Raw genomic sequence first — 20,265 nt, 5'->3', positions numbered from 1 at the left:
GCGACCAACTCCAGGGGCAGTCGGCTCGCTACCGTTCTGGGAGGTAAATTCCGTGCGATTGGGCCGTTGATCAGCAGAGATCCCGGCCATCTCAGCTCACTCCGGGGGGAGTCGCGATGCCATCATTTGGCATACGTAGAAATAGTCGAAGAAGTCGGATACGGGTCACTGGTCCCGTTGTTCTCGCCCTTACGACGTCCCTGCTGTCCGTGCCCGTCGGGCAGGCAGTGGCGGGCGGGCCCGACTTCAGCAAGGTGTGGAAGCCTCCGCACACGCCGCTGCCGCACACCGCTTCGGTGGCCGTGTCTGCGAGCCGCTCCGCGGGCAAGATCGAACCGCGCTACGAGGTTCCCAGCCGGGTGAAGCCGCAACGGGCAGCTGCTGCCCGCCCGGCCCAGACCGGAGCGGTGAATCTGAGCGCGGCTCAGGAGGGCGCTCCTGCCAAGGCCGGGGATCTACCGGTATGGATTGCGCCCACCGCCAAGAAGGGGCCCGCCGGCACAACGGTCACGGTTGTCCGCAGCGGCACACGAGCCGCGGAAGCAGCCGGTGTCAACGGCACCCTGCTGACACTCACCGTGTCTCAGCAGGGCGGCAGCCCGACAGCCGGTGGGGTGCCCACCCGTGTGGCTCTCGACATGGGCGCACTTCAGGAGGCCACGGACGGGCAGTTCGCCTCCCGCGGCCGCTTGGTGGCGCTGCCTTCGTGCGCGTCCGTCACTCCGAACCTCCCCGAATGCCGCAAGCGCACGCCCGTGACAACGGCCTTCGACAAGGCCACCGGCCGGGTGAGCGCCGATGTGGATCTCCCGTCCCCCAGCGGCTCCGTACTCACACCGCAGGCCAAGCAGTCCGGGCAGGCGGCATCGTCGGCTTCGACCGTTCCACCGGCCGCACCGCCCCAGGCCATGGTGCTCGCCGCGGAGACCGGCCCTTCGGGTGGCGGCGGCTCGTACGCCGCGACCCCGCTGGCTTCCTCCTCGGGCTGGGTCGCCGGCTCATCCGCCGGTTCGATGACGTACAGCTATCCCTTCGAGATGCCGCCGACCCTCGGCGGCCCGGCTCCGGCTGTCTCTCTTGGCTACAACTCCTCTTCGGTGGACGGCCGTACGTCGGCGACAAACTCGCAGGCATCGTGGATCGGTGACGGCTGGGACTTCAACCCCGGCTACATCGAGCGTTCGTTCAAGCCGTGCGACAAGAACGGCATCAAGAACTCCGGTGACCTGTGCTGGGGCGGTTTCAACGCCACCATCTCGGCGGGATCCCACAGCGGGCAGCTCGTCCGAGACAAGGCTCAGGGATCGGCCAACGCCACCACTGACGCGGCCACGGGCACCTGGCGCCTCAAGGGAGATGACGGCAGCAAGGTCGAATTTCTCTCCGGCGCCGCCAACGGTGTCAAGGACGGCACCTACGCGAAGGTGACCGACAGCTCCGGAACCGTCTTCTACTTCGGCGTCAACCATCTGCCCGGGGGCGACAACTCCGACCCTGCGAGCAATTCCGTCTCCAGCGTTCCGGTCTACTCGCCGAAGAGCGGTGACCCCTGCTACGACAGTGCCAAGGGCGCGGCCTCGTTCTGCACAATGTGGCAGCGGCTCTCCCTCGACTACGTCGTCGACCCGAACGGCAACCTGACCTCGTACACCTGGTCTCCCGAGACCAACTGGTACGAGCGTGGCGGAGCCCAGAACGCCGGCACCGGAACCCGTACGCAGTACACCCGCGCGACCACCGTCAAGAAGATCGCCTACGGGCAGCGCATCAGTGATCAGATCGCCGCGAAGGGCACACTGGAGCCGGCCGCCCGCGTCAACTTCAACACGGCAGAGCGCTGCCTCTCCCAGACCAACTGCGACGAGGCCCACCGCACCAGCGCCAACAAGACCAACTGGCCGGACGTACCCGTCGACCAGGAGTGCAAGCAGACCGGGACCTGCACCACCTACAGCCCGACCTACTTCACGACCCGCCGCCTGGCCGACGTGACCACCCAGGTCCGCATCAACAATGCCTGGAAGGACATCGACTACTACGAGCTCAAGCACTCCTTCCCGGACCCGAAGGACGCCACCAGCGAGAAGGTCCTCTGGCTCGACTCCGTGCTGCGGACCGGCAAGGCCGAGTCTCCGGCAGTGCCCCTGAAGCCAGTCACCTTCACCCCCGTCATGCTGCCCAACCGGGTCGATGGCACAGACCTGGTGCCGGCCCCGCCGATCATGAACCGCGGACGCATCCAGCAGATCAAGACCGAGACCGGCGGCGTCCTCAATGTGGATTACAACCTGCCCGGCTGCTCGCGCCGCACCAACGTGATGCCGACCGCCGAAGACGACAACACCATGGCCTGCTACCCGGTCCGGTGGTCACCGCCCGGTTCGGTCGTGGACGCAGATCCGGTCCTGGACTGGTTCAACCACTACACCGTCAAGTCGATCACCGAGAACGACACCACGACGGACGCGCCGGCGAAGATCACCAACTACAGCTACGGTCCCGCCGCCTGGCACCGCGACGACAACGAGTTCACGGAGGCCAAGGCCCGCACCTGGGGCGACTTCCGCGGCTTCACCACCGTCACCACGACCATTGGCAGCGGAACGGACGGCCCGCGGTCACAGTCCCGCACCACGTACCGGCCCGGCATGGACGGTGACAAGCGCAAGGACGGCACCAGCCGCAGCGTCCACCTGACCGACGTGCTCGGCCGGGAGGTCACCGACGTGGACTGGCTGAGCGGTGCGGTCCTCCAGACCGAGACCTTCGACCAGGCCGACGGCACCGTCACCGCCCGGACGGTGAATGCTCCTTCGGGTGAGGTCGCCACCGCCACGCACGTGGTCGGAAACGGTCTGCCCGACCTCGTGGCGCGCTACGGCTCCACCACGACGACGGTCACCGCCCAGGAGCGCAAGGCCGACGGCACCTGGCGCACCCGCACCACGACGGCGAAGACGGACCCCGCCCAGAACAACCGTGCGGATACCAGCCTCGACCAGGCAGACGGTCTGCCCGACCTGTGCACCCGTCCCAAGTACGCGGTGGGACCGGACGCACAGCGGACCGACCTCGTCTCCGAAACGCTCATCGTCTCGGGTGCCAACGCGTGCACGGCCGCGCCGGACGCCACGAACACCGTCTCCGGTGCGCGAACCCTGTACGACGGCAAGCCCCACGGCCAGGCGGGTGCGCTCGGTGAACCGTCGAGTACCCAGGTCCTGGACCACTACAACACCGACGGCACCGCCTCGTACATCACCACCTCCACCCTCACGTCCGACGCCTACGGGCGGACATCGACCGTGACCGACCCCCGCACCACCGACGCCCAGCACCCCGACGGCGCCACCACGACCACCACGTACACCCCGGCCGCAGCCGGTGAACTTCCGCAGACCGTAACTATCTCCGCTCCGGCTCCGGGAGCCTCCGGTGCCACCTGGGACACGGTCCAGACCATGGGTACCCGCCGTACCGCCGCTCTGAGCAGCACGGATCCCAACGGCAAGGTGACCACCCAGACGTACGACGCCATCGGCCGCCTGACGGCTGTCTGGCTGCCGGGCCGGACCCCGCAGCTCAACCCCGAGGCAAACACGACCTTCGCCTACTCACTGTCCGACACGCCGGGTGTGCCCTCCTACACGACGACGAGGGTGCTGACCCGGGACGGCGACACCCCGGTCCGGACGAGCGTCGTCAACCTGATCGACGGGTTCGGCCGCAGCCGGCAGACCCAGTCCACCTCGCCGAACCCGGCCTACACGGGCCGCCTCATCAGCGACAACAAGGTGGACTCCCAGGGCCGCACGGCACTGGTCACCTCCGCCTGGTACGACAGTTCGACCGCGCCCGGCGGCACTCTGGTAGCGGCGGCGGACTCCACCGCCCTGCAACAGGCCCGGACCTCGTACGACGGTCGGGGCCGACCGACCGTGACGGCCGCCTGGGCACTGGGCGTCGAGCAGTCCCGTACGACGACCAGCTATCCAGACGCGGGCCGCACCGATGTGATCCCGCCACAGGGCGGCTACCCCAGCAGCACGTTCGCCGATCTCCGGGGAAGGACCAGCGAGGTCTGGCAGTACAGCACCCCGACGGCCACCGGCAACCGCGCCGACGCCACGGTGACGTCCTACACCTACACCCCAGCGGGTGCTGCCGATACCCGCAAGGACGCGGCCGGCAACACCTGGAAGTACACCTACGACCTGCAAGGACGGGAGACCCAGCGGGTCGACCCCGACGCCGGCACCTCCGTCACCCAGTACGACGCGGCCTCGCGCATCGCCGGCACGACGGACGCCCGCAACAAGAAGCTCCTCTACACGTACGACCTGTCCGGACGTAAGACCGGCACGTACGAGGGCTCCATCACTCCGGCCAACCAACTGGTCGGATGGACCTTCGACACCGTGGCCAAGGGCCAGCCGACATCATCGACCAGGTACGTCGGGGGTAGCGCCGGCCAGGCGTACACCACGACGGTGAAGGGGTACGACGACGCCTACCGCGCCACCGGTTCCACCATCACCATCCCGGGTACCGAGGTCGGCCAGGCCACCGGCACCACGTTCAGTTACACGACCACCGCGGGATACGACCCGCTCACAGGCCAACTCAAGTCCTCGCTGTTCCCCGCACTGGGCGGCCTGCCGCTCGACAAGATGAACTACTCGCGCAACGACTACGGCCAGTTGTTCGCGTATGGGGGCGCGACGACATATGACGTCCAGACCAACTACGACGCCTATGGCAACGTCGTCCGTTCCACGGTCAATCCGTACACGACGCAGGTCGTGGTCACCGCTGATTACGACCAGGCGACAGGGCGGCTGCGTAATCAGTACCTGGACAAGCAGACCTCGCTGACCGGCGCCGTCCAGCAGACCGGGTACACGTACAACGACGTGGGCCGGATCACCTCCGTCACGACGGTCCCGGACAATACGCCGTCGGCCACCGACCGGCAGTGCTTCGCCTATGACAGCCTCGGGCGGCTGACGACGGCCTGGACCGACACCGCGGGTGTCACCGTCCCGGCTGCCAGCGAGAAGCAGACTCAGGACCAGGGCCGGTGCACCAGCACGGCACCCTCCGCGGCCACGGTCGGCGGCGGGAACCCGTACTGGCACGACTACACGTACGACGTGACGGGCAACCGCAAGACGTTCACCGCCCACGACCTGACCGGCGACACCACGAAGGACACGGTCACCAGCCAGACCTTCCCGGCCGCCGGCACGACCAACAACGGAGGCGGCAGCGGAGGCCCTCACGCGCTGACCGGCACCAGCAGCAAGGTCGGAACCACTACCACGGTCTCGGGCAGCAACCGCTACGACGCCGTCGGCAACACAACCAGCATGTACACCTCGAAGACCGGCACCGCGGGCCTGGTCTGGAACTCCGAGGGCAAGCTGGCCAGCTACACCCCGCCCATCCCGATCACCGGCATCGGCGGCAAGTGCCTGGAAACCCAGGGCGGAAGCTCCGCCAACGGCACCCCCGCCCAGATCAACACCTGCAACACGAACGGCGGGCAGAAGTTCACCCTGACTGGCTCGCTGCTGAAGGTACTCAACAAGTGCCTCACCGCCTCGGGCACCACGGCCGGCTCGACCGTCCTGCTCCAGCCCTGCGACGGAACCCCGGCCCAGACCTGGACCAAGCGCGCCGACGGCACCCTGTACAACGCGGCGGCCATCCGCTGCCTCGCCGTACCCGGTGATGTCAGCACGAACGGCACCGACCTGGTCCTCGGCGACTGCGGCACCACGGTGCCCGCCGGCCAGAAGTGGACGGCAACCGACCAGACCACGTCCTACCTCTACGACGCCGACGGCAACCAGCTGATCCGTCGCAACCCCGGCAAGAACACGATCACCCTCGGCACGGACGAGCTGACGTACGACACGGCGACGAAGGCCCTGACGGGAACGCGGTACTACCCGATCCCCGGCGGCCTGACGATGGTCCGAGTGGGCACGGACGCCATGTCCATCCAGCTCGCCGATCACCACGGCAGCGGCCAGCTCACCGTCGACTCCGCGACCCTGGCCGTCGCCCGACGCGCCATGGACCCGTTCGGCAACCCCCGCGGGGCGCAGCCGACGGCCGGTACGTGGGACGGCGACAAGGGCTTCGTGGGCGGCACCCTGGACCCCGCAACCGGCCTCACCAACCTGGGAGCCCGCCAGTACCAGCCCTCGACCGGCCGATTCATCAGCGCCGACCCGCTCCTGGTACCGACCGATCCGCAGCAGTGGAACGGCTACGCCTACAGCAACAACGACCCGCTCAACCTGTCCGACCCGTCCGGCCTCCGGCCCGACGGAGTCTGCGGCGGCAACAGCAGCCGCTGCGTATCGGACTCGGACCGCAGCGGCGTCGAAACCGACCACCACGAATCCTGGGAGTACAAGGGCAACGGCGGCTGGAAGTGGTCGTCATGGACAACCCAGACGAAGAAGGGCAAGCGGGACTACCGATACGGCGGCGTCGGCTACGGCGACTGGTACAACGTCACGCCACGCAAGCTGAGGATCAACCGGAACACCATTCCCGGTATAGGGAGATATTTCGTCTCCACCTACGGCAACAACATTCTCACCAATCCGCTCTCCGTTATCGGATTCCATCCGGAAAACTCGTATGACTCCCTGATGGAGGACATCGGGTTCGACACTTCGGATCCGGGGTACGAGGACGGCCAAGACATCCCGTGGGCGACAGGGCTCGTATTCGGCGGTATCACCGGCGAAGCCAAGGGTGTGAGCGGAATGTGCCACTCCTTCCTCCCGGGCACGGAAACCCTCATGGCGGACGGGTCTCGCAAGGAGATCGAGGACGTCGCAGTCGGGGATGAAGTCTTCGCCACGGATCCGGAGACGGGCGAGAGCTACAAGAAGACGGTCCTCGACACCATTCGGACCGAAGACGACAAGGACTTCACCGACCTCACCGTGGCCACGGAGGACGGCCCGGCCAGCATCGTCGCCACGGACACTCACCCCTTCTGGGTCCCCGAACTCAGAGAATGGGTCAAGGCCGGCGACCTCAAGACGGGCAACTGGCTCCGCACCAGCGCAGGCAGCCACGTACAGATCACCGCGGTCAAGCGCTACACCAAGCGCCAGCGCACGCACGACCTGACCATCGCCGACGTCCACACGTACTATGTGCTGGCGGGGGCCACTCCGGTCCTGGTTCACAACTGCGCCGCGGGCGGGAAGAGCGGTGCCAGACTCGCTCAAGAATCAGGCCAATCTTATGAGGATCACCTCGTAGAAACTCTTGGCGGCGGCGGCGGCTTCAGTGAAATGGGACGCCAGTTCGACGGTGCATTCATTGATTCCGCCACTGGGCGCGGAACATGGTACGAAGCCAAGTCCGGGAATTTCTGGGAGAATACCCTAAAGAATAATCGCCAGAGCGGCTTCTTCTCGACGGAGGGCCAGAAATTCGGCATCGCCAAAAATCGAGGAATCCCATATCGGGTAATTTCAGAAAATCCAATTCCGAGTGTATTTACGGATTGGTTCGACAGGAAGGGCATCCCATGGGAGGTACGTCCGAGGACGGCGGGATGAGGAGGAGGTAAGTCCAAGTGGGCGCATTGACTGGCATCGATTTCACGTTTGACACACCGATCGACACGTCGGCGGCGTTGCGGAAGATGCAGGACGATGGCATCTCGTTTATCAGGGAAGGGGGGGCTTCAAGTCTATTCGATGAGAATGGGATGTTTGACTGGAAGGACGTCTCGGCGTCGAGCCTCCCCGCAATCATTGCGGAGATGGGCGACGTGCGATGGGCTAATGCGACCGTAGGCATCTCTCTCCTCCTTCGCGACTCTCAGCGAGGTGGTGACTTGCTATTCCATCCAGGTAGGTCAGCCGTCTCATTCATGGCCACCATCAACAGGAAGCCCTTGTCAGATTCTTCTAGGTTTTGCGATGTGGGGTGGTATCTGAATAACCTCGTTCCAATTCTAGAAGGATTCGGGTTGCGCGAAGTCGAGGTCAGAGACTCAGTGTGATGTCAGGCTGATTTCACCCTCAGCTCTATTTAGATTACTCGGCGCGATCTAGCTGTAAGCAAGCAGCGGGTCGATTATTTCAAATGTGTAATTAAAGACCCTCTCTGCAATTCTGTTACGGAGAGGGTCTTTATCATTGACCGGCGGGGATTCTCGGTCGCCGAAGGCTGCTGCGCAAACCAGGTTGATTTCTGGGACCATGAGGATGGTCAAGTGCAATTTGCGGCCATCGGCTTGAATTTCTGGCGCGTGAGGGACTTCGTGTAGGGAGATAGTTCACCGGCGCCTCAACGCGTTCAGCAGGGCCACCAACAGCCCCCCGCCGAATTCACGGCGGGGGGCTGTTGGGCTGTTTGACGGCAGTAGTTGACGGCAACGTCAGTGGACGCGGGGTGCGCGATGCGGCGGGTTGTCGCTGGTGTCGGGCTGGTTGGCGGTCGCGGCGGGGTTGTGGAGTGCGCGGCCGAGGAGGTCGATGGCGTCACGTTGGACGCGGAGTCTGACGTGGGCGTAGACCGTGGCGGTGACGCCGATGTGTGCGCGGCCGAGGAGTTCCTTGATCACGATGAGCTCGACACCCTGCTCCAGGAGGAGCGTGGCGGTGGAGTGCCGTAGGTCGTGGAAGGGAATCCGGCGGAGCCCTGCCCGGTCGAGGAGGGCGCGGAAGCTGCGATTGAGGTTCGCGGGATCGATCGGCCCTCCTGCCGGCGTGCTGAAGACGAAGGGCTGTCCCGCAAAGCCTCAGGTGCCCCAGCTGACGCCTGCAAGGTAGCTCGGGACATGATGGCTCTCGTGACGAACAGCCCCCAGACGCCTCCAGCCCTGATCCCGGGCTATGACGGCGGTCCCTTCCACCACCAGCCCGGCCTTCTGGACGAGCGCCTGTTCTGGATGGGCCACCTGCACAACTACTACTCCGAAAGCGAGGAGGCCGAGGACCTGGTACGTGACACGGACGAGCAGGCAGCCGGAAAGCTCCAGTCCCAACTGTTGGCAGGCGACCCCTGGCCCGTCTTCACGGTGCCGCTCCATGGCGACCACTCCCTGTACGTGGTGTACCGCGCCTTGGAGGGGGACGAAGGCATTGACTACCTCCTGTACCACCCGGACTGGGATGCGGCCGAGCGTCTGGCCCAGGACGACGGGCACTTCATGGGCCCTGGCCTGTCCTGGGCCGAGCTGACCGCAGCTGCGGACAACCACCTGCCGGGCGGCAGCACCGTCGATCCTCACGCCCGGCTGCTCCTTCTGCTACCCGCTTTCGGCGACGACAACTTGCCGGAAGGCGCTGTCGATCGTCTGGCCGCGGCGCTGTGCGCCCGCACTCGCGTCGAGGCACCCGAGCGGCTTGCCGCGGCGCTGCTTGGAGGATCAGGGGCCGTGCGGCCCCGCGTCCTGGACAACGGCCGATGGCGGCTATCCGATCAACGATGGCGGGTACTCATTCCGGTGAAGACGGGCCAGGTGTCGCCTGCCAACAGTTGGGACTGGAGCTTTCCGGCTGCCTGCTCGTCCGTGTCACGTACCAGGTCCTCGGCCTCCTCGCTTTCGGAGTAGTAGTTGTGCAGGTGGCCCATCCAGAACAGGCGCTCGTCCAGAAGGCCGGGCTGGTGGTGGAAGGGACCGCCGTCATAGCCCGGGATCAGGGCTGGAGGCGTCTGGGGGCTGTTCGTCACGAGAGCCATCATGTCCCGAGCTACCTTGCAGGCGTCAGCTGGGGCACCTGAGGCTTTGCGGGACAGCCCTTAGTGGTCGAGCTTGGAAGTCCTTCGGGGGTTGACTGGAGCCGATGCCAGGTGTGCCTTCCGATCAGATACCGAGGGCGACGGGTATGTGGGGCGCGAAGCCGTGTCGCCAGTCGCCCTTCGCGGCAATGGCCTTCTTCGGTCGGCGCGGCCCGGTCTTCTCCCGATCGAAGTGCCCGTACGCCGTGAGCGAGGTACACCGAACAGGTCGGTGATCTTCTTCCGGTCGCGGTAGAGCTGCTGCGAAACGCCGCCTGGTCTGGTGCGAGCTGGGCCGGCGCCCTCCGAGGCGGCCCCGGGCACGGGCAGTGGCGCGTCCGCCGCTCGCGGCGAGCGCGATCGGCTCACGCTGGAGCGCGGCAGGCAAAACGGACAGCATTGCGAGCACGGTCGCGACTGATGCCGGTTTGCCAGGCGGACGATCGCGGGGTTTAATAAATGAACAGGCATTTATTAATGAGGGAGTGGCGGTGGCCGGACGCCCCCGAGGGGTCGAGGATGTAGTGATCTTGCGTGCGGCGGCCGAGGTGATCGGCCGGGTGGGTCCTGCAGGGCTGACTCTGGCTGCCGTGGCTCGCGAGGTCGGGCTGGTGCCCGGCACCCTCGTGCAGCGGTTCGGATCCAAGCACGGCCTGCTTGTGGCACTCGCCGAGCAGTCCGCGAAGGACGCGGACGTGCTGCACGGGCGGGTGCGGGAGGAGCACGAATCGGTGCTCGGGGCGACGGCGGCGCTGGTGGTGGAGTCCATGGCTCCGATGGCCACGCCTGAGAGCTTCGCGAACCATCTGGCGTTCCTGTGTACGGACCTCGCGGATCCGCAGCTTTACGAGCATGCCTTGGCCGTTCACCAGGCCCAGGGTCGAGTGATCCGGTCACTGCTGGCGGAGGCTGTCTCCGCGGGCGAACTCCAGGACGGGACGGACGTCGCAGCGTTGGCGGGGTCCGTCCAGGCGATCACCGCCGGTGCGGGCCTCACATGGGCGCTCGACCGCCAAGACACCCTCGCGCGGCGGCTCCGGCAAGAGCTCGACAACGTACTGGCCCCGCACATCCCGCCCCGCCGCAGCCACGACCTGGAGGAATCATGATGAACGCCACACGGCCGTTAGCGGGGAAGGTGGCCCTGGTCGCCGGCGGTACCCGAGGCGGCGGGCGGGGTATCGCCGGCGAGCTCGGGGCAGCCGGCGCGACGGTGTACGTCACCGGTCGCAGCACCATGGCCGCACGCTCCGACCTGGACCGCCCGGAAACCATCGAGGAGACCGCCGAGAAGATCACCGCCGCCGGCGGCCTCGGCATCCCTGTCCGCACCGACCACAGCCGCCCGGAGGAAGTCCGTGCCCTGGTTGACCGGATCGCGGCCGAACAGGACGGGCGGCTCGACGTCCTGGTCAACTCCGTATGGGGTGGGGACCAGCTGACGGACTGGGCGCATCCGTTGTGGGAGCAGGACCTCGATACCGGACTTCGGCTGCTGCGGCGGGCGGTGGAGACCCACGTGATCACCAGCCGGTGCGTACTTCCGTTGATGGTCGCCCGCAAGAGCGGTCTGGTCGTGGAGGTCACCGATGGAAACACCGCCCGCTACCGCGGCTCGTTCTTCTACGACCTCGCGAAGTCCGCGGTGATCCGCCTCGCCGTCGCACAGGCCGCCGAGCTGAAGGCGCACGACATCGCGGCCGTTGCGATCACACCGGGCTTCCTGCGCTCGGAGGCCATGCTGGAGCACTTCGGAGTGACCGAGGCCAACTGGCGGGACGGTGTGGCCAAGGACCCGAACTTCGCCCACTCCGAAACCCCCGCCTACCTGGGGCGTGCGGTTGCCGCACTGGCCGCCGACCCCGACATCATGGCCAAGAGCGGGCGAGCCCTGGCCACCTGGGACCTTTACAAGGAGTACGGGTTCACCGACACAGACGGCACACAACCGGACTTCGCCGCCCACTGGGCCAACTCCTTGGAGGAGGACCATGGGCCGCTGGGAGACCCTCTGTGACGCCACAGCGCAACGCACCGGCGTGATCCTGTACCGAAGTCCCCTCGTCGGTCTCCGCCGTAGCGCAGGTCTCGGGCACTGCGGCTGAAGCGGGCTGACACCGCAGCGGTTCTGAACAAGGCTTCCGGACCGACAGTCAAGGCGGTCAGGCAGGGCCGACAGGGGGCGACCGTGATCCACTTCTCCCCGATCGGCCCGCCTGCATGCCCGTTGCCGCCGCCTGCCCGATATCCCTGACCGCCTCCCAGCGGCATCGGCTGAAAAAGGCAGCCTGGGGTCACAAGACACCCCATCAGTCTCGGATACGAGCACGCATCGTGCTGTTGGCGGCGCAGGGACAGGCCAACGCACGCATCGCCCGCGAGACCGGGGTTCACTTGGACACCGTCCGGGCCTGGCGGAGACGGTTCGCCGAGCAGGGACTGCCCGGGCTCACCGACCGTAAGCGCCCGGGCCGACCCGCATCCTTCACCACTCTGCAGACCGCTCAGGTCAAAGCCCTGGCCTGCCAACTGCCCGCCGAGACCGGCACGCCGCTGTCGCGGTGGTCGTGCCCGGAACTGGCGCGCGAGGCCGTCGCCCGCCGCATCGTCCCGACCCTGTCGGCGTCCACCGTGCGTCGCTGGCTCACCAGGGACGCGATCAAGCCTTGGCAGCACCGCTCCTGGATCTTCATCACCGCCCCAGACTTCCGTCGCAAGGCCGAGCGCGTGCCGGACTTGTACGTCCGCACTTTCAACGGCACGCCCCTCGGTGCGGACGAATACGTCATCAGTGCGGACGAGAAGACCTCCATACAGGCCCGCTGCCGCTGCCATCCCACCCTCGCACCGGGGCAGGCGAGGGCCATGCGGGTGAACCACACCTACGGCCGCGGCGGCGCCCTGGCCTACCTGGCCGCCTACGACGTTCACCGCGCGAAGGTGTTCGGCCGCACCGAGGCACGTACCGGCATCGACCCGTTCATGGCCCTGGTCACCCAGGTCATGAGCCAGGAACCCTACGCCAGCGCGAAGCGGGTGTTCTGGGTCGTCGACAACGGCTCCTCCCACCGTGGCAAGGCCGCCGCCGACCGCCTGACCGCCGCCTTTCCCAACGCGGTACTGGTCCACACCCCAGTGCACGCCTCCTGGTTGAACCAAGTGGAGATCTTCTTCTCCGTCGTGCAGCGCAAGGTCGTCTCGCCCAACGACTTCACCGACCTTGCCCAGGTCGGGGATCGGCTCCGAGTCTTCGAAGACCGCTACAACGCCACGGCACAGCCGTTCCAGTGGAAGTTCACCACCTCCGACCTGGACGATCTGCTGGCCAGACTCGACCGACACACCGCCGATCACCCAGAAGAATCCTCCGTCGCCCTGGCAGCTTGATCAACCCCCGAAGGACTTCCAAGCTCGACCACTTAGCGCGCTCTCAGAGATCCCCATCATCTCCCCGCCTCGGCATCAGCGAACCCGCCCGCAGAGGCATCTCAGCCTCCACATGGGGGGGTGGGTTTCCGTGTTCGCCCATCCCAGAATCCGCGAACCTGCGCGCTTCCGCCTTCGACAAGGAGCGGCGCGCTCTACTGGAGCAGCTGTTCACCGACCACGCCCTGACGGCCCCCTGGACGCTCTGCCCGATGACCACCGACCTGGCCGAGGCCCGGGAATGGCTTGAGACGTGGACGGATGTGTCCGGGGTGGAGGGCATCGTGGTCAAGCCCCAGACCAGCCGCTACGTGACGGGCTACAGGGGGGCGTGGACCAAGGTCAGACACCGGGACACCACCGAGGCGATCATCGGCGCGGTCACCGGCACCCTCACCCGCCCCCAGCTCCTGATCCTGGGCCGCCACGACCCAGACGGCAGGCTCCGCGCGGTCGGCCGCACCGTACCGCTGCGTACGGAGGCGGCCCGCCTGGTCGCCGAGCACCTGACGGCCGCCGACCCCGGACACCCCTGGGAGGGCGTCACGTTCGCCGCGACCTGGGGGAGCCGTGACGTCCTGGACGTACGCCTGGTCCGCCCCGACCTGGTGGCCGAGATCAGCGCCGACCGGGGCGGGGTCTGGCGCCACCCGCTCCGATTCCGGCGGCTGCGCGTCGACATGGGCGTGCAGGACGTTCCGCCCTTCGGGCAGGGGCCTGCTGCAGCCGCCGGCTGACCGGCCCGTCACGGCCTGGCGCGCACTCCCTCGGGGGTGGCCGCCGATGGGGCGGCCACTCCCGCTTAGTGTCCCCCGCAGGAGGTGAATCCGCCCCTCGCGTACGCGTACGCGGCTTACGCGGTGTGCCCGCAAGTCGACGGCGTACGAGCGCGCATCGGAGATCCGGGACGCCTAGTACCGCGAGTACGAGGAGGGGTCCCGGCGCCGAGTCGGAGCGGCTCTGAGCGAGTTCAGTGGCCGGAACCGCCGTAGTACCCGCCGAGCTGGTCGCGATAGGCGGGGTCTCCCAGGTGCTTCTCCTTGTCGAACTCCGGCGCGTCCTTGATCTGTGCCTTGGTGCGCGAGACCAGGATCCGCCGCGCCTCGTTGTCGATGGCGGTTACGGTGCTGGCGGGCAGCAGGACGTGCTTGCCGAAGATCCATACGCCGGTGTCGACGACGATGTACTGGTTGGCGACTTCGTTGGAATGCTTGTCGACCTTGCCGATGTGCCCGTCGGTGGCTTCGACCTTGTACCCCGTGAGGTCACTGTCCGGGCCATGACCGGCGGTCGGAACGTAGCTCCACATCTCATTGTTCAATGAGGACTCCTTGGTCAGTACCTGTACTGCGGAACGCGAGGTCATGCTTGAGCAGCGTGTCCGTCCACCAAGCGCTTCATTCGTAGGAGATGCGATCTAGAGGTTGGCGGCCTGGCGGTGGGCGGCCGGTACGGGCCTGGTCCCGCTGGCCGACGCCGGCCGCGGGTTGTGGTCGCGGGCGGTGGTGGAGGCCGCCGACCCGGAGCAGGTGCGCGCGGCGCTGCGGGGTCCGATCGGTGCCGGGGTGGCGGCGGACCGGCTGACGCAGGCTCTGGGGGAGCCGTTGCGGTGCCGGCCGCGGGTGACCGCGGCGGCGGTTGGTCACCTCGTCCGCGCGGGTCTGCTGGTCCGCCTCGGCGGGGACGCCGAGTGCTCCGACGTCCACCCGGACCAGGTGGCCGCCCTCGGCCGCCGCCGGGACCTGCCGGTCCTGCTCGACCGGCACGTTCCCCTCGGCCCGGACCAGGCCGCGGTGCGCCTGGGCGTGCGCAGGACGGATTGGGACCAGGTGGTCAGGCTCGGTTGGGTCGCCCCGGTCGGCTCGGTGGAGATCGGCTACAAGCCCCACGGCGGCGTCACCACGGTCCCGCTCTACTCAGCCGAGGATGTCGCCCCGCTCCCCATCACCCGGCCCTCGGTCGACTGGCGGGCGGTGCGCGCCACCCGCGCGGGCCGCCGCTCCCTGCTCGCCGCCCTGGACCCGGTTGTCCCGGGCCGGGACCGGGTGCTGCTGGCCGAGGTGGCGCGGATGGCTCGGGTGGGCCGGGCCAGCGGTGGCGTGCTGGCGCCGCCGGCACGGCGACTTCCCCGCCCCGTCCGGCGGCACGGACGTGCACCCGCAGTTCGACCGGCCGGCGATCGTGGCGTGGCTGCTCGCCCACGACAAGACCGGTGTGCCTGTGGCCATGCCGGCGGCCTCGCTGGTCGTGGTCGGCGCCGGCCGCCGTACGGTCCGGTTCCGGCTGGATGGCCCGCACCTGGTCCTTGCCGACGAAGCAGAGGGGGAAGACGAGCTGTCCGGCTGGTCTACGGATGCGGACGCCGACGAGCTGACCGCCTTGGCGGCGGGGGAGTTCGGAGCCTCGTTGGGCCGGCTGACTGCGCCGGGGACGGCGCCGTTGACGGTGCTGGGCCAGGTGCGGCTGATCGAGCGGTTCCGGTCGGGGTCGGGTGGCCTGCGGGTGACGCTGGCCTGGCCCGCCGACCTGCGGGGCACCGCCGCGGACGGCTCGGCGGGTGGGGGTGTACCGACCATTACGGCCTTGCGTGGGCCACGGCTGAACCCGATCTGATGCGGGGCTGCCCGTACCCGCCTCCGCACACGCGGAGGACCATCGACAGGCGGAAGAAGGGATGGCTGCCTGCGACGCCGCGTGTGCTTGTCCGTTGGGCCGCATGGGTTGTCCGGTGGATCAGTTGTGTTGTTTGGGCTGGTAGCCGTGGCGCAGGGGACAACCCGCAGCTTGACTTGGCTCAGAAGGCGCCTGTGGGGTGGCGGACGGGAGCCAGGTCAGTTCAGCGAGGGCGGGACCCAGGCGTGGTGACGCAGGATCATATGTATGGCGACCCGGGACGGTGTCAGTCGCATCGCCGTGTTCCGCAGGGTGACGGCCAGCGGGTGGGACAGTTGCTGGCCCATTTTCCCGGCCTGCCGGGCGGCCACCGCGACGGCCTGGCTCCGCGGCCGGCGCTCGGCGTCGTAGCGGGCGAGCGCGGCCTCGACGGTGGACTCGGCATCCAGGGCGGCAGCCAGAGTGACCGCGTCCTCCAATGCCTGGCAGGCGCCCTGTCCCAGGTTGGGGGTCATCGCATGGGCCGCGTCGCCGAGCAGCGCGATCCGCCCGACCGCGTATGAGGGGAGAGGCATGCGGAGTTCGTTCACGTCGTGATGCAGCACGGCCTCGGGTCGGGTCGCGTGGAGTAGAGCGGGGATTGGGGCGTGCCAGGTGTGGAATCGTCGGCGCAGTTCGGTCAGGGGGTCGGCGAACCGCGTTCCGGCGGGGAGGCTGAGGACGGCGTGCCACTCGGCCCTCCCGTCCAGGAATGCGATGTGTCCGAACTCCGCGCCTCGGCCCCAGGTCAGCTCGAAGTCGGTACGCAGATCGACGGCGTGCTCGGTGATCGCCCGCAGCACCGTCGAGCCGCTGTGGACCGGGCCGGGGTGGTCTGGGAAGAGTTGGTTGCGGACTGTGCTGCCGATACCGTCGGCCGCCACCACCAGGTCGGCCTGCAGGGTCGTGGTGCTGCAGCCGACGCGAACCGGCCCCGGACCGGCCTGCTCGACCGTTGCCGCCTCGGAGCCGATCGCCAGTGACCCGGCGGGCAAGGCTTCGCGTAGCAGTCGGTGCAAGGTGGAGCGGGGGATGCCCATGATCGGTGTGCCCACCGCCTTCTCCAGTGCTGAACCGTCCATCCGGGCCAGCCAGCCGCCCCGGGGTGTCCGGGTGCCGCCGCTGTACTGTCCTCGCGACGCGTCCCGAACCGCCCCGCCGACCCCGAGCTCGTCCAGTGCCCGCAGGCCGTTGGCAGCCAATGAAATGCCTGCCCCCGTCTCCTCAACCAGTGACGACCGCTCAAGGACCGTCACGTCCCAGCCAATGCGGTGCAGGCCGATTGCGGCGGCCAGCCCGCCTATTCCCCCTCCGACCACCACTGCCGTGTTGCCCATGACGAACCCCCCCTTCTTCTACATCCGTAGAAGCGGACTCTATCGTGCGTCTCTACGGGTGTAGAAAGGGGTCATGGCTTCCGACCGGCGCACCCTCCTCGCAGACGCAGCTCTCGACGTCCTCGCCGAAGAAGGGATGCGCGGCCTGACCCACCGTGCGGTCGACCGCAGAGCAGCCATGCCGCCCGGTACCACCTCGGCGTACTTCCGCACCCGCGCTGCCCTGCTGACCGGACTCGTCGTCCGCCTGGTCCAACTCGACCAGGCGGAACTGCAGACGACGGCCGACGAGCTTCTACCCCTGCGTACCGTCGAGGAACTGGTGGACGGCATGGTGACGCTCACCCGACAGCGGCTCACCGGCGAGGGCCGCCGGCGCTCGCTCGCCCGCCACGCTTGCGCCGTGGAGAGCGTGCGCGACAAAGAACTGCGCGAGATCCTCGTGCCCCGCGAGAACGCCGGCCGCAAGGCCGTCCGGCTGTTCCTCGCCGAGCATGGCGTAAGCGACGTCGAGAACCGCACTCACACTCTGCTGACCTGCATCGACGGACTGGTCTTCGATCGACTGGTGAACGGCGGCGAAGTACCGCGCGAGGCCCTCGAAGGGCTGGTCGCCGCCGCGCTGCGTTAGACCCCAGGCGTCCACGGTCCCGCTCGAAACAGCTGGCAGCCTCAGCTGTCTCCGCCGCCTACGAACCTCATTCTGAATCGATCAGTAAGTCCTCCCGCTCAGCCACCTCCGTCCGTCCGTAGCTGTAGCGGTAGCCGCGGCGGAGACTCAGGCCGCAGGCGCTCCGTTCTAGGCCCCACACGCCCCACTGGGCGCCTGTCAGGCTGCAGTGGGTGTTCCTGCGCGGGCGCCGGGCCTGATACGCGCTCAGGCAGGCTTGTGTGACGTTGGGTTGCAGAACCATGGAAGTCGCAGGTAGGTCCACCGATGCCGTCATGCCGTCACAGCGGTATGACGGCAAGGGTTGGTTGGCGTCCAGCGTTTAGGGGTAGCGCTCGGTTCGGAGCCAGGACCAGGTGTTCGCGCCGACCTTGCCGTCAACGGTGAGGTGTTTCGCAGTCTGGAAGCGCTTCACGGCGGACTCTGTGCCTGCTCCGAACTGGCCGTCTACGCCGGTGGAACCGACCGAGTAGCCGTGGTAGATCAGCAGTGCCTGGACTTCCTTCACCCTGGCGCCCGAGTCGCCGCGGTCGGTGTAGGCGTTGCTGCGGTCGTAGCCGCAGTACACGCCATCGAGGGTTTCCTGGCAGGTGGCCGTCGCCGCGTTCGGTGCCTGCGGGGTGGTGGATGCGGCCAGAGCGGCCGTTGCTGAGCCGACCGGGAGCAGAGCCGCTGCCAGCACGGCGGCGGTGAGCAGAGAAAGCCTCATGCGCTGACGCAAGTGGAGTCCTTCGAACGGGGCGGGGCAGCCCGCCGTTGGGTTGGGACCGCGAACCTATGCCGGTGTCGGCGTGATATTCCAGTGATCATGGGCCGCAACCGGACGTTCTCGGCCAATCCCTGCCCGTCTGCCCGTCTGGGCTGGTCAGACGGGCGTATGACCGACGCAGCGGATGTGATCGCAACCCGATGGTGGACGGACCCCCGCGCGTGCCATGGGGCGAGGTCGTCCGTTTCACGGGCCGGGGGCGCCTCCCGGCGGCCGACGACGCCGCACCCGCAAGCGACCACCGAAGCTCAGTTCCAGGGCCGGTATGCCTGCCTGTACGCACTCGGCCGGAATCCTGCCAGCGGTGCATGGACGAGGGTTGCGGAGCCGATCGCCGGCCAGGACTGGTGAACGCGCCCTGGCACCCCTCGGCCAACAGCGGCTCCATCACTGCGACACCGCGGGTGGTTGTCCAGCGGGCCGCAGCTGGTGTCCTTCCGGGCAGTGTTCGGTTTGGGCTGGTCAGGCCGGCGAGGGGCGGCTCTTGGGGACAGTGCGATGCGGTGCGAGTGGTGTCACCGGGATGAGTTGAGCTGGACAGGGAGACGCGGTGTCGCAACTGATCCGCGACAACAACCACGTGCGGTTGGCCCCTAGGGCGGCCAGGGACTCCCTCCAGGTTTTAGCTAAGAGACAGAATGAATCAGCGAAGGGGAGGCTCGGCTGCTGGTGGCTGCTACAGGGAGGGTTGGCCATGTCCATGATCACATATAGTGGGAGTGATCATTCGGCAGGTGGGACTGCCTCCCTTGGAAGGATTTATGATGTTGAAGAATTTCTCGCTAACCGTTGGCCGGTTTGCGGCTGCTGGTTGTTTGCTTGTTGGGCTTGCGGGGACGACATTGGCTGCAGCGGCTCCCGCTTCTGCGAGCGGCGGGTGGGTGTTGCTGAAAAACATGAACAGCGGTCTGTGTCTGCACGCGAGTTCGGGGGGCGGGCCTGGTGCGTGGGTAACGCAGGAGAACTGCAATCGTGAAGAGCGTGGGCAGTGGTGGTATTTCGGGCCGCTTCATGCCGGTGATACGGTGTATTCCAGGCTGTACAACTCTTATGGAAACTGTCTCGACACTTGGAATGGATATAATCCAGGGACTGTAATCGTATGGTCCTGCAATTATGGGCGTAGTCAAGATGTGGCCATGGGATCTTACAGTAATCTGCAGAGTGGCAGTAATTCCGTTGAGCCCCCTGGTATGTCCGGCCAGTCAGGCACTCAGATGATCATTTGGCCGACGAATGGATCCCTCAATCAGGGCTGGGTGAGAGTGGACCTGTAATAGGTCCGGACCCCACAAGCCAGGAGCCAGGTCGCGATACTGTGGACTTGACTGCAAGCGCCCGCGGAGCGGGCTGGTCCTGGCGGCGAAGCCGGAAGGACCTGGGCGGGGGAGCGAAGCGGACCCGCCCAACGGGCCGCAGGCCCGGACCCCGTGAAACGGGGTCACCCAGGCCTGCGGAGCAGGCCGTTCGGGGTGAAGCGCAGCGGAACCCCGAACCAGTCCGGAGCGAAGCGCAGGACACCGGCCCGAAGGGCCGGCCACTGCCCGGAGCGAAGCGGAGGGCCAGGCGCCGAAGGCGCCTGGCCGAGCGAAGCGAGGCCGTTCTCTCCTGAGCGCGCAGCGCTCAGGTACCCGCTCCGCGGG

The 20,265-nt window shown here is 67.4% G+C and carries 14 protein-coding genes and 1 pseudogene; 10 read left to right on the top strand and 5 right to left on the bottom strand.

Going from position 1 to position 20,265, the window contains the following annotated elements; translation table 11 throughout:
• Nucleotides 1-638: 638 nt before the first annotated feature.
• Nucleotides 639-7,595 carry a ricin-type beta-trefoil lectin domain protein gene (locus tag ACIBAD_RS33310; RefSeq protein WP_398910504.1) on the top strand — a complete coding sequence of 2,319 codons (6,957 nt, stop codon included), beginning with the start codon at nucleotides 639-641 and terminating at the stop codon, nucleotides 7,593-7,595.
• 17 nt (nucleotides 7,596-7,612) lie between these two features.
• On the top strand, nucleotides 7,613-8,044 hold the full coding sequence (locus ACIBAD_RS33305; RefSeq protein ID WP_398910502.1) for a hypothetical protein: 432 nt from the start codon (nucleotides 7,613-7,615) through the stop codon (nucleotides 8,042-8,044).
• 378 nt (nucleotides 8,045-8,422) lie between these two features.
• On the opposite strand, the pseudogene ACIBAD_RS33300 reads toward ACIBAD_RS33305, so the two are convergent.
• A pseudogene (locus ACIBAD_RS33300) lies at nucleotides 8,423-8,764 on the bottom strand (tyrosine-type recombinase/integrase); the annotation flags it as partial.
• A gap of 72 nt (nucleotides 8,765-8,836) precedes the next feature.
• Between ACIBAD_RS33300 and ACIBAD_RS33295 the strand changes: the two are divergent.
• The 5 genes from ACIBAD_RS33295 (at nucleotide 8,837) to ACIBAD_RS33275 (ending at nucleotide 13,931) form a co-directional block, all read left to right on the top strand.
• Complete coding sequence (locus tag ACIBAD_RS33295; protein ID WP_398910500.1) at nucleotides 8,837-9,601, top strand: hypothetical protein; 765 nt, start codon at nucleotides 8,837-8,839, stop codon at nucleotides 9,599-9,601.
• A 652-nt stretch (nucleotides 9,602-10,253) separates the two neighbouring features.
• A complete protein-coding gene (locus ACIBAD_RS33290; RefSeq protein WP_398910545.1) occupies nucleotides 10,254-10,877 on the top strand; it encodes a TetR/AcrR family transcriptional regulator in 624 nt (207 codons plus the stop codon).
• Nucleotides 10,874-11,785 carry an SDR family oxidoreductase gene (locus ACIBAD_RS33285; RefSeq protein ID WP_398910498.1) on the top strand — a complete coding sequence of 304 codons (912 nt, stop codon included), beginning with the start codon at nucleotides 10,874-10,876 and terminating at the stop codon, nucleotides 11,783-11,785. Before ACIBAD_RS33290 ends, ACIBAD_RS33285 begins: the two co-directional genes overlap by 4 nt.
• A gap of 203 nt (nucleotides 11,786-11,988) precedes the next feature.
• Nucleotides 11,989-13,155 (top strand): IS630 family transposase, encoded by a 1,167-nt coding sequence (locus ACIBAD_RS33280; protein WP_398910496.1) that lies wholly within the window; start codon nucleotides 11,989-11,991, stop codon nucleotides 13,153-13,155.
• Between the two features lie 251 nt (nucleotides 13,156-13,406).
• Complete coding sequence (locus ACIBAD_RS33275) at nucleotides 13,407-13,931, top strand: hypothetical protein (RefSeq protein ID WP_398910494.1); 525 nt, start codon at nucleotides 13,407-13,409, stop codon at nucleotides 13,929-13,931.
• A 233-nt stretch (nucleotides 13,932-14,164) separates the two neighbouring features.
• On the opposite strand, the gene ACIBAD_RS33270 is transcribed toward ACIBAD_RS33275, so the two are convergent.
• A complete protein-coding gene (locus ACIBAD_RS33270) occupies nucleotides 14,165-14,515 on the bottom strand; it encodes a PRC-barrel domain-containing protein (protein ID WP_398910492.1) in 351 nt (116 codons plus the stop codon).
• Nucleotides 14,516-14,591: 76 nt separating this feature from the next.
• Nucleotides 14,592-14,960, bottom strand: a complete 369-nt coding sequence (locus tag ACIBAD_RS33265) for a hypothetical protein (protein ID WP_398910490.1) — start codon at nucleotides 14,958-14,960, stop codon at nucleotides 14,592-14,594.
• A 328-nt stretch (nucleotides 14,961-15,288) separates the two neighbouring features.
• Here ACIBAD_RS33265 and ACIBAD_RS33260 point away from each other — a divergent pair, with 328 nt between their 5' ends.
• Nucleotides 15,289-15,807, top strand: coding sequence for a hypothetical protein (locus ACIBAD_RS33260; protein WP_398910489.1), 519 nt, complete (start codon nucleotides 15,289-15,291; stop codon nucleotides 15,805-15,807).
• Nucleotides 15,808-16,025: 218 nt separating this feature from the next.
• Here the strand turns inward: ACIBAD_RS33260 and ACIBAD_RS33255 are convergent, their stop codons facing one another.
• Nucleotides 16,026-17,183 carry an FAD-dependent monooxygenase gene (locus ACIBAD_RS33255; protein WP_398910487.1) on the bottom strand — a complete coding sequence of 386 codons (1,158 nt, stop codon included), beginning with the start codon at nucleotides 17,181-17,183 and terminating at the stop codon, nucleotides 16,026-16,028.
• Nucleotides 17,184-17,256: 73 nt separating this feature from the next.
• On the opposite strand from ACIBAD_RS33255, the gene ACIBAD_RS33250 reads away from it, so the two are divergent.
• A complete protein-coding gene (locus ACIBAD_RS33250) occupies nucleotides 17,257-17,814 on the top strand; it encodes a TetR/AcrR family transcriptional regulator (protein WP_398910485.1) in 558 nt (185 codons plus the stop codon).
• Nucleotides 17,815-18,175: 361 nt separating this feature from the next.
• Here ACIBAD_RS33250 and ACIBAD_RS33245 read toward each other — a convergent pair whose 3' ends face one another.
• Nucleotides 18,176-18,562, bottom strand: a complete 387-nt coding sequence (locus tag ACIBAD_RS33245; protein WP_398910483.1) for a peptidoglycan-binding protein — start codon at nucleotides 18,560-18,562, stop codon at nucleotides 18,176-18,178.
• 821 nt (nucleotides 18,563-19,383) lie between these two features.
• On the opposite strand from ACIBAD_RS33245, the gene ACIBAD_RS33240 reads away from it, so the two are divergent.
• A complete protein-coding gene (locus tag ACIBAD_RS33240; protein WP_398910543.1) occupies nucleotides 19,384-19,899 on the top strand; it encodes an RICIN domain-containing protein in 516 nt (171 codons plus the stop codon).
• The last annotated feature ends 366 nt before the right edge of the window (nucleotides 19,900-20,265 follow it).

It is taken from the genome of Streptomyces sp. NPDC051109, from assembly GCF_044455885.1.
In the GTDB taxonomy this organism is placed as follows: Bacteria; Actinomycetota; Actinomycetes; order Streptomycetales; family Streptomycetaceae; genus Streptomyces.
This window is presented reverse-complemented; position numbering and strand designations above follow the sequence as displayed.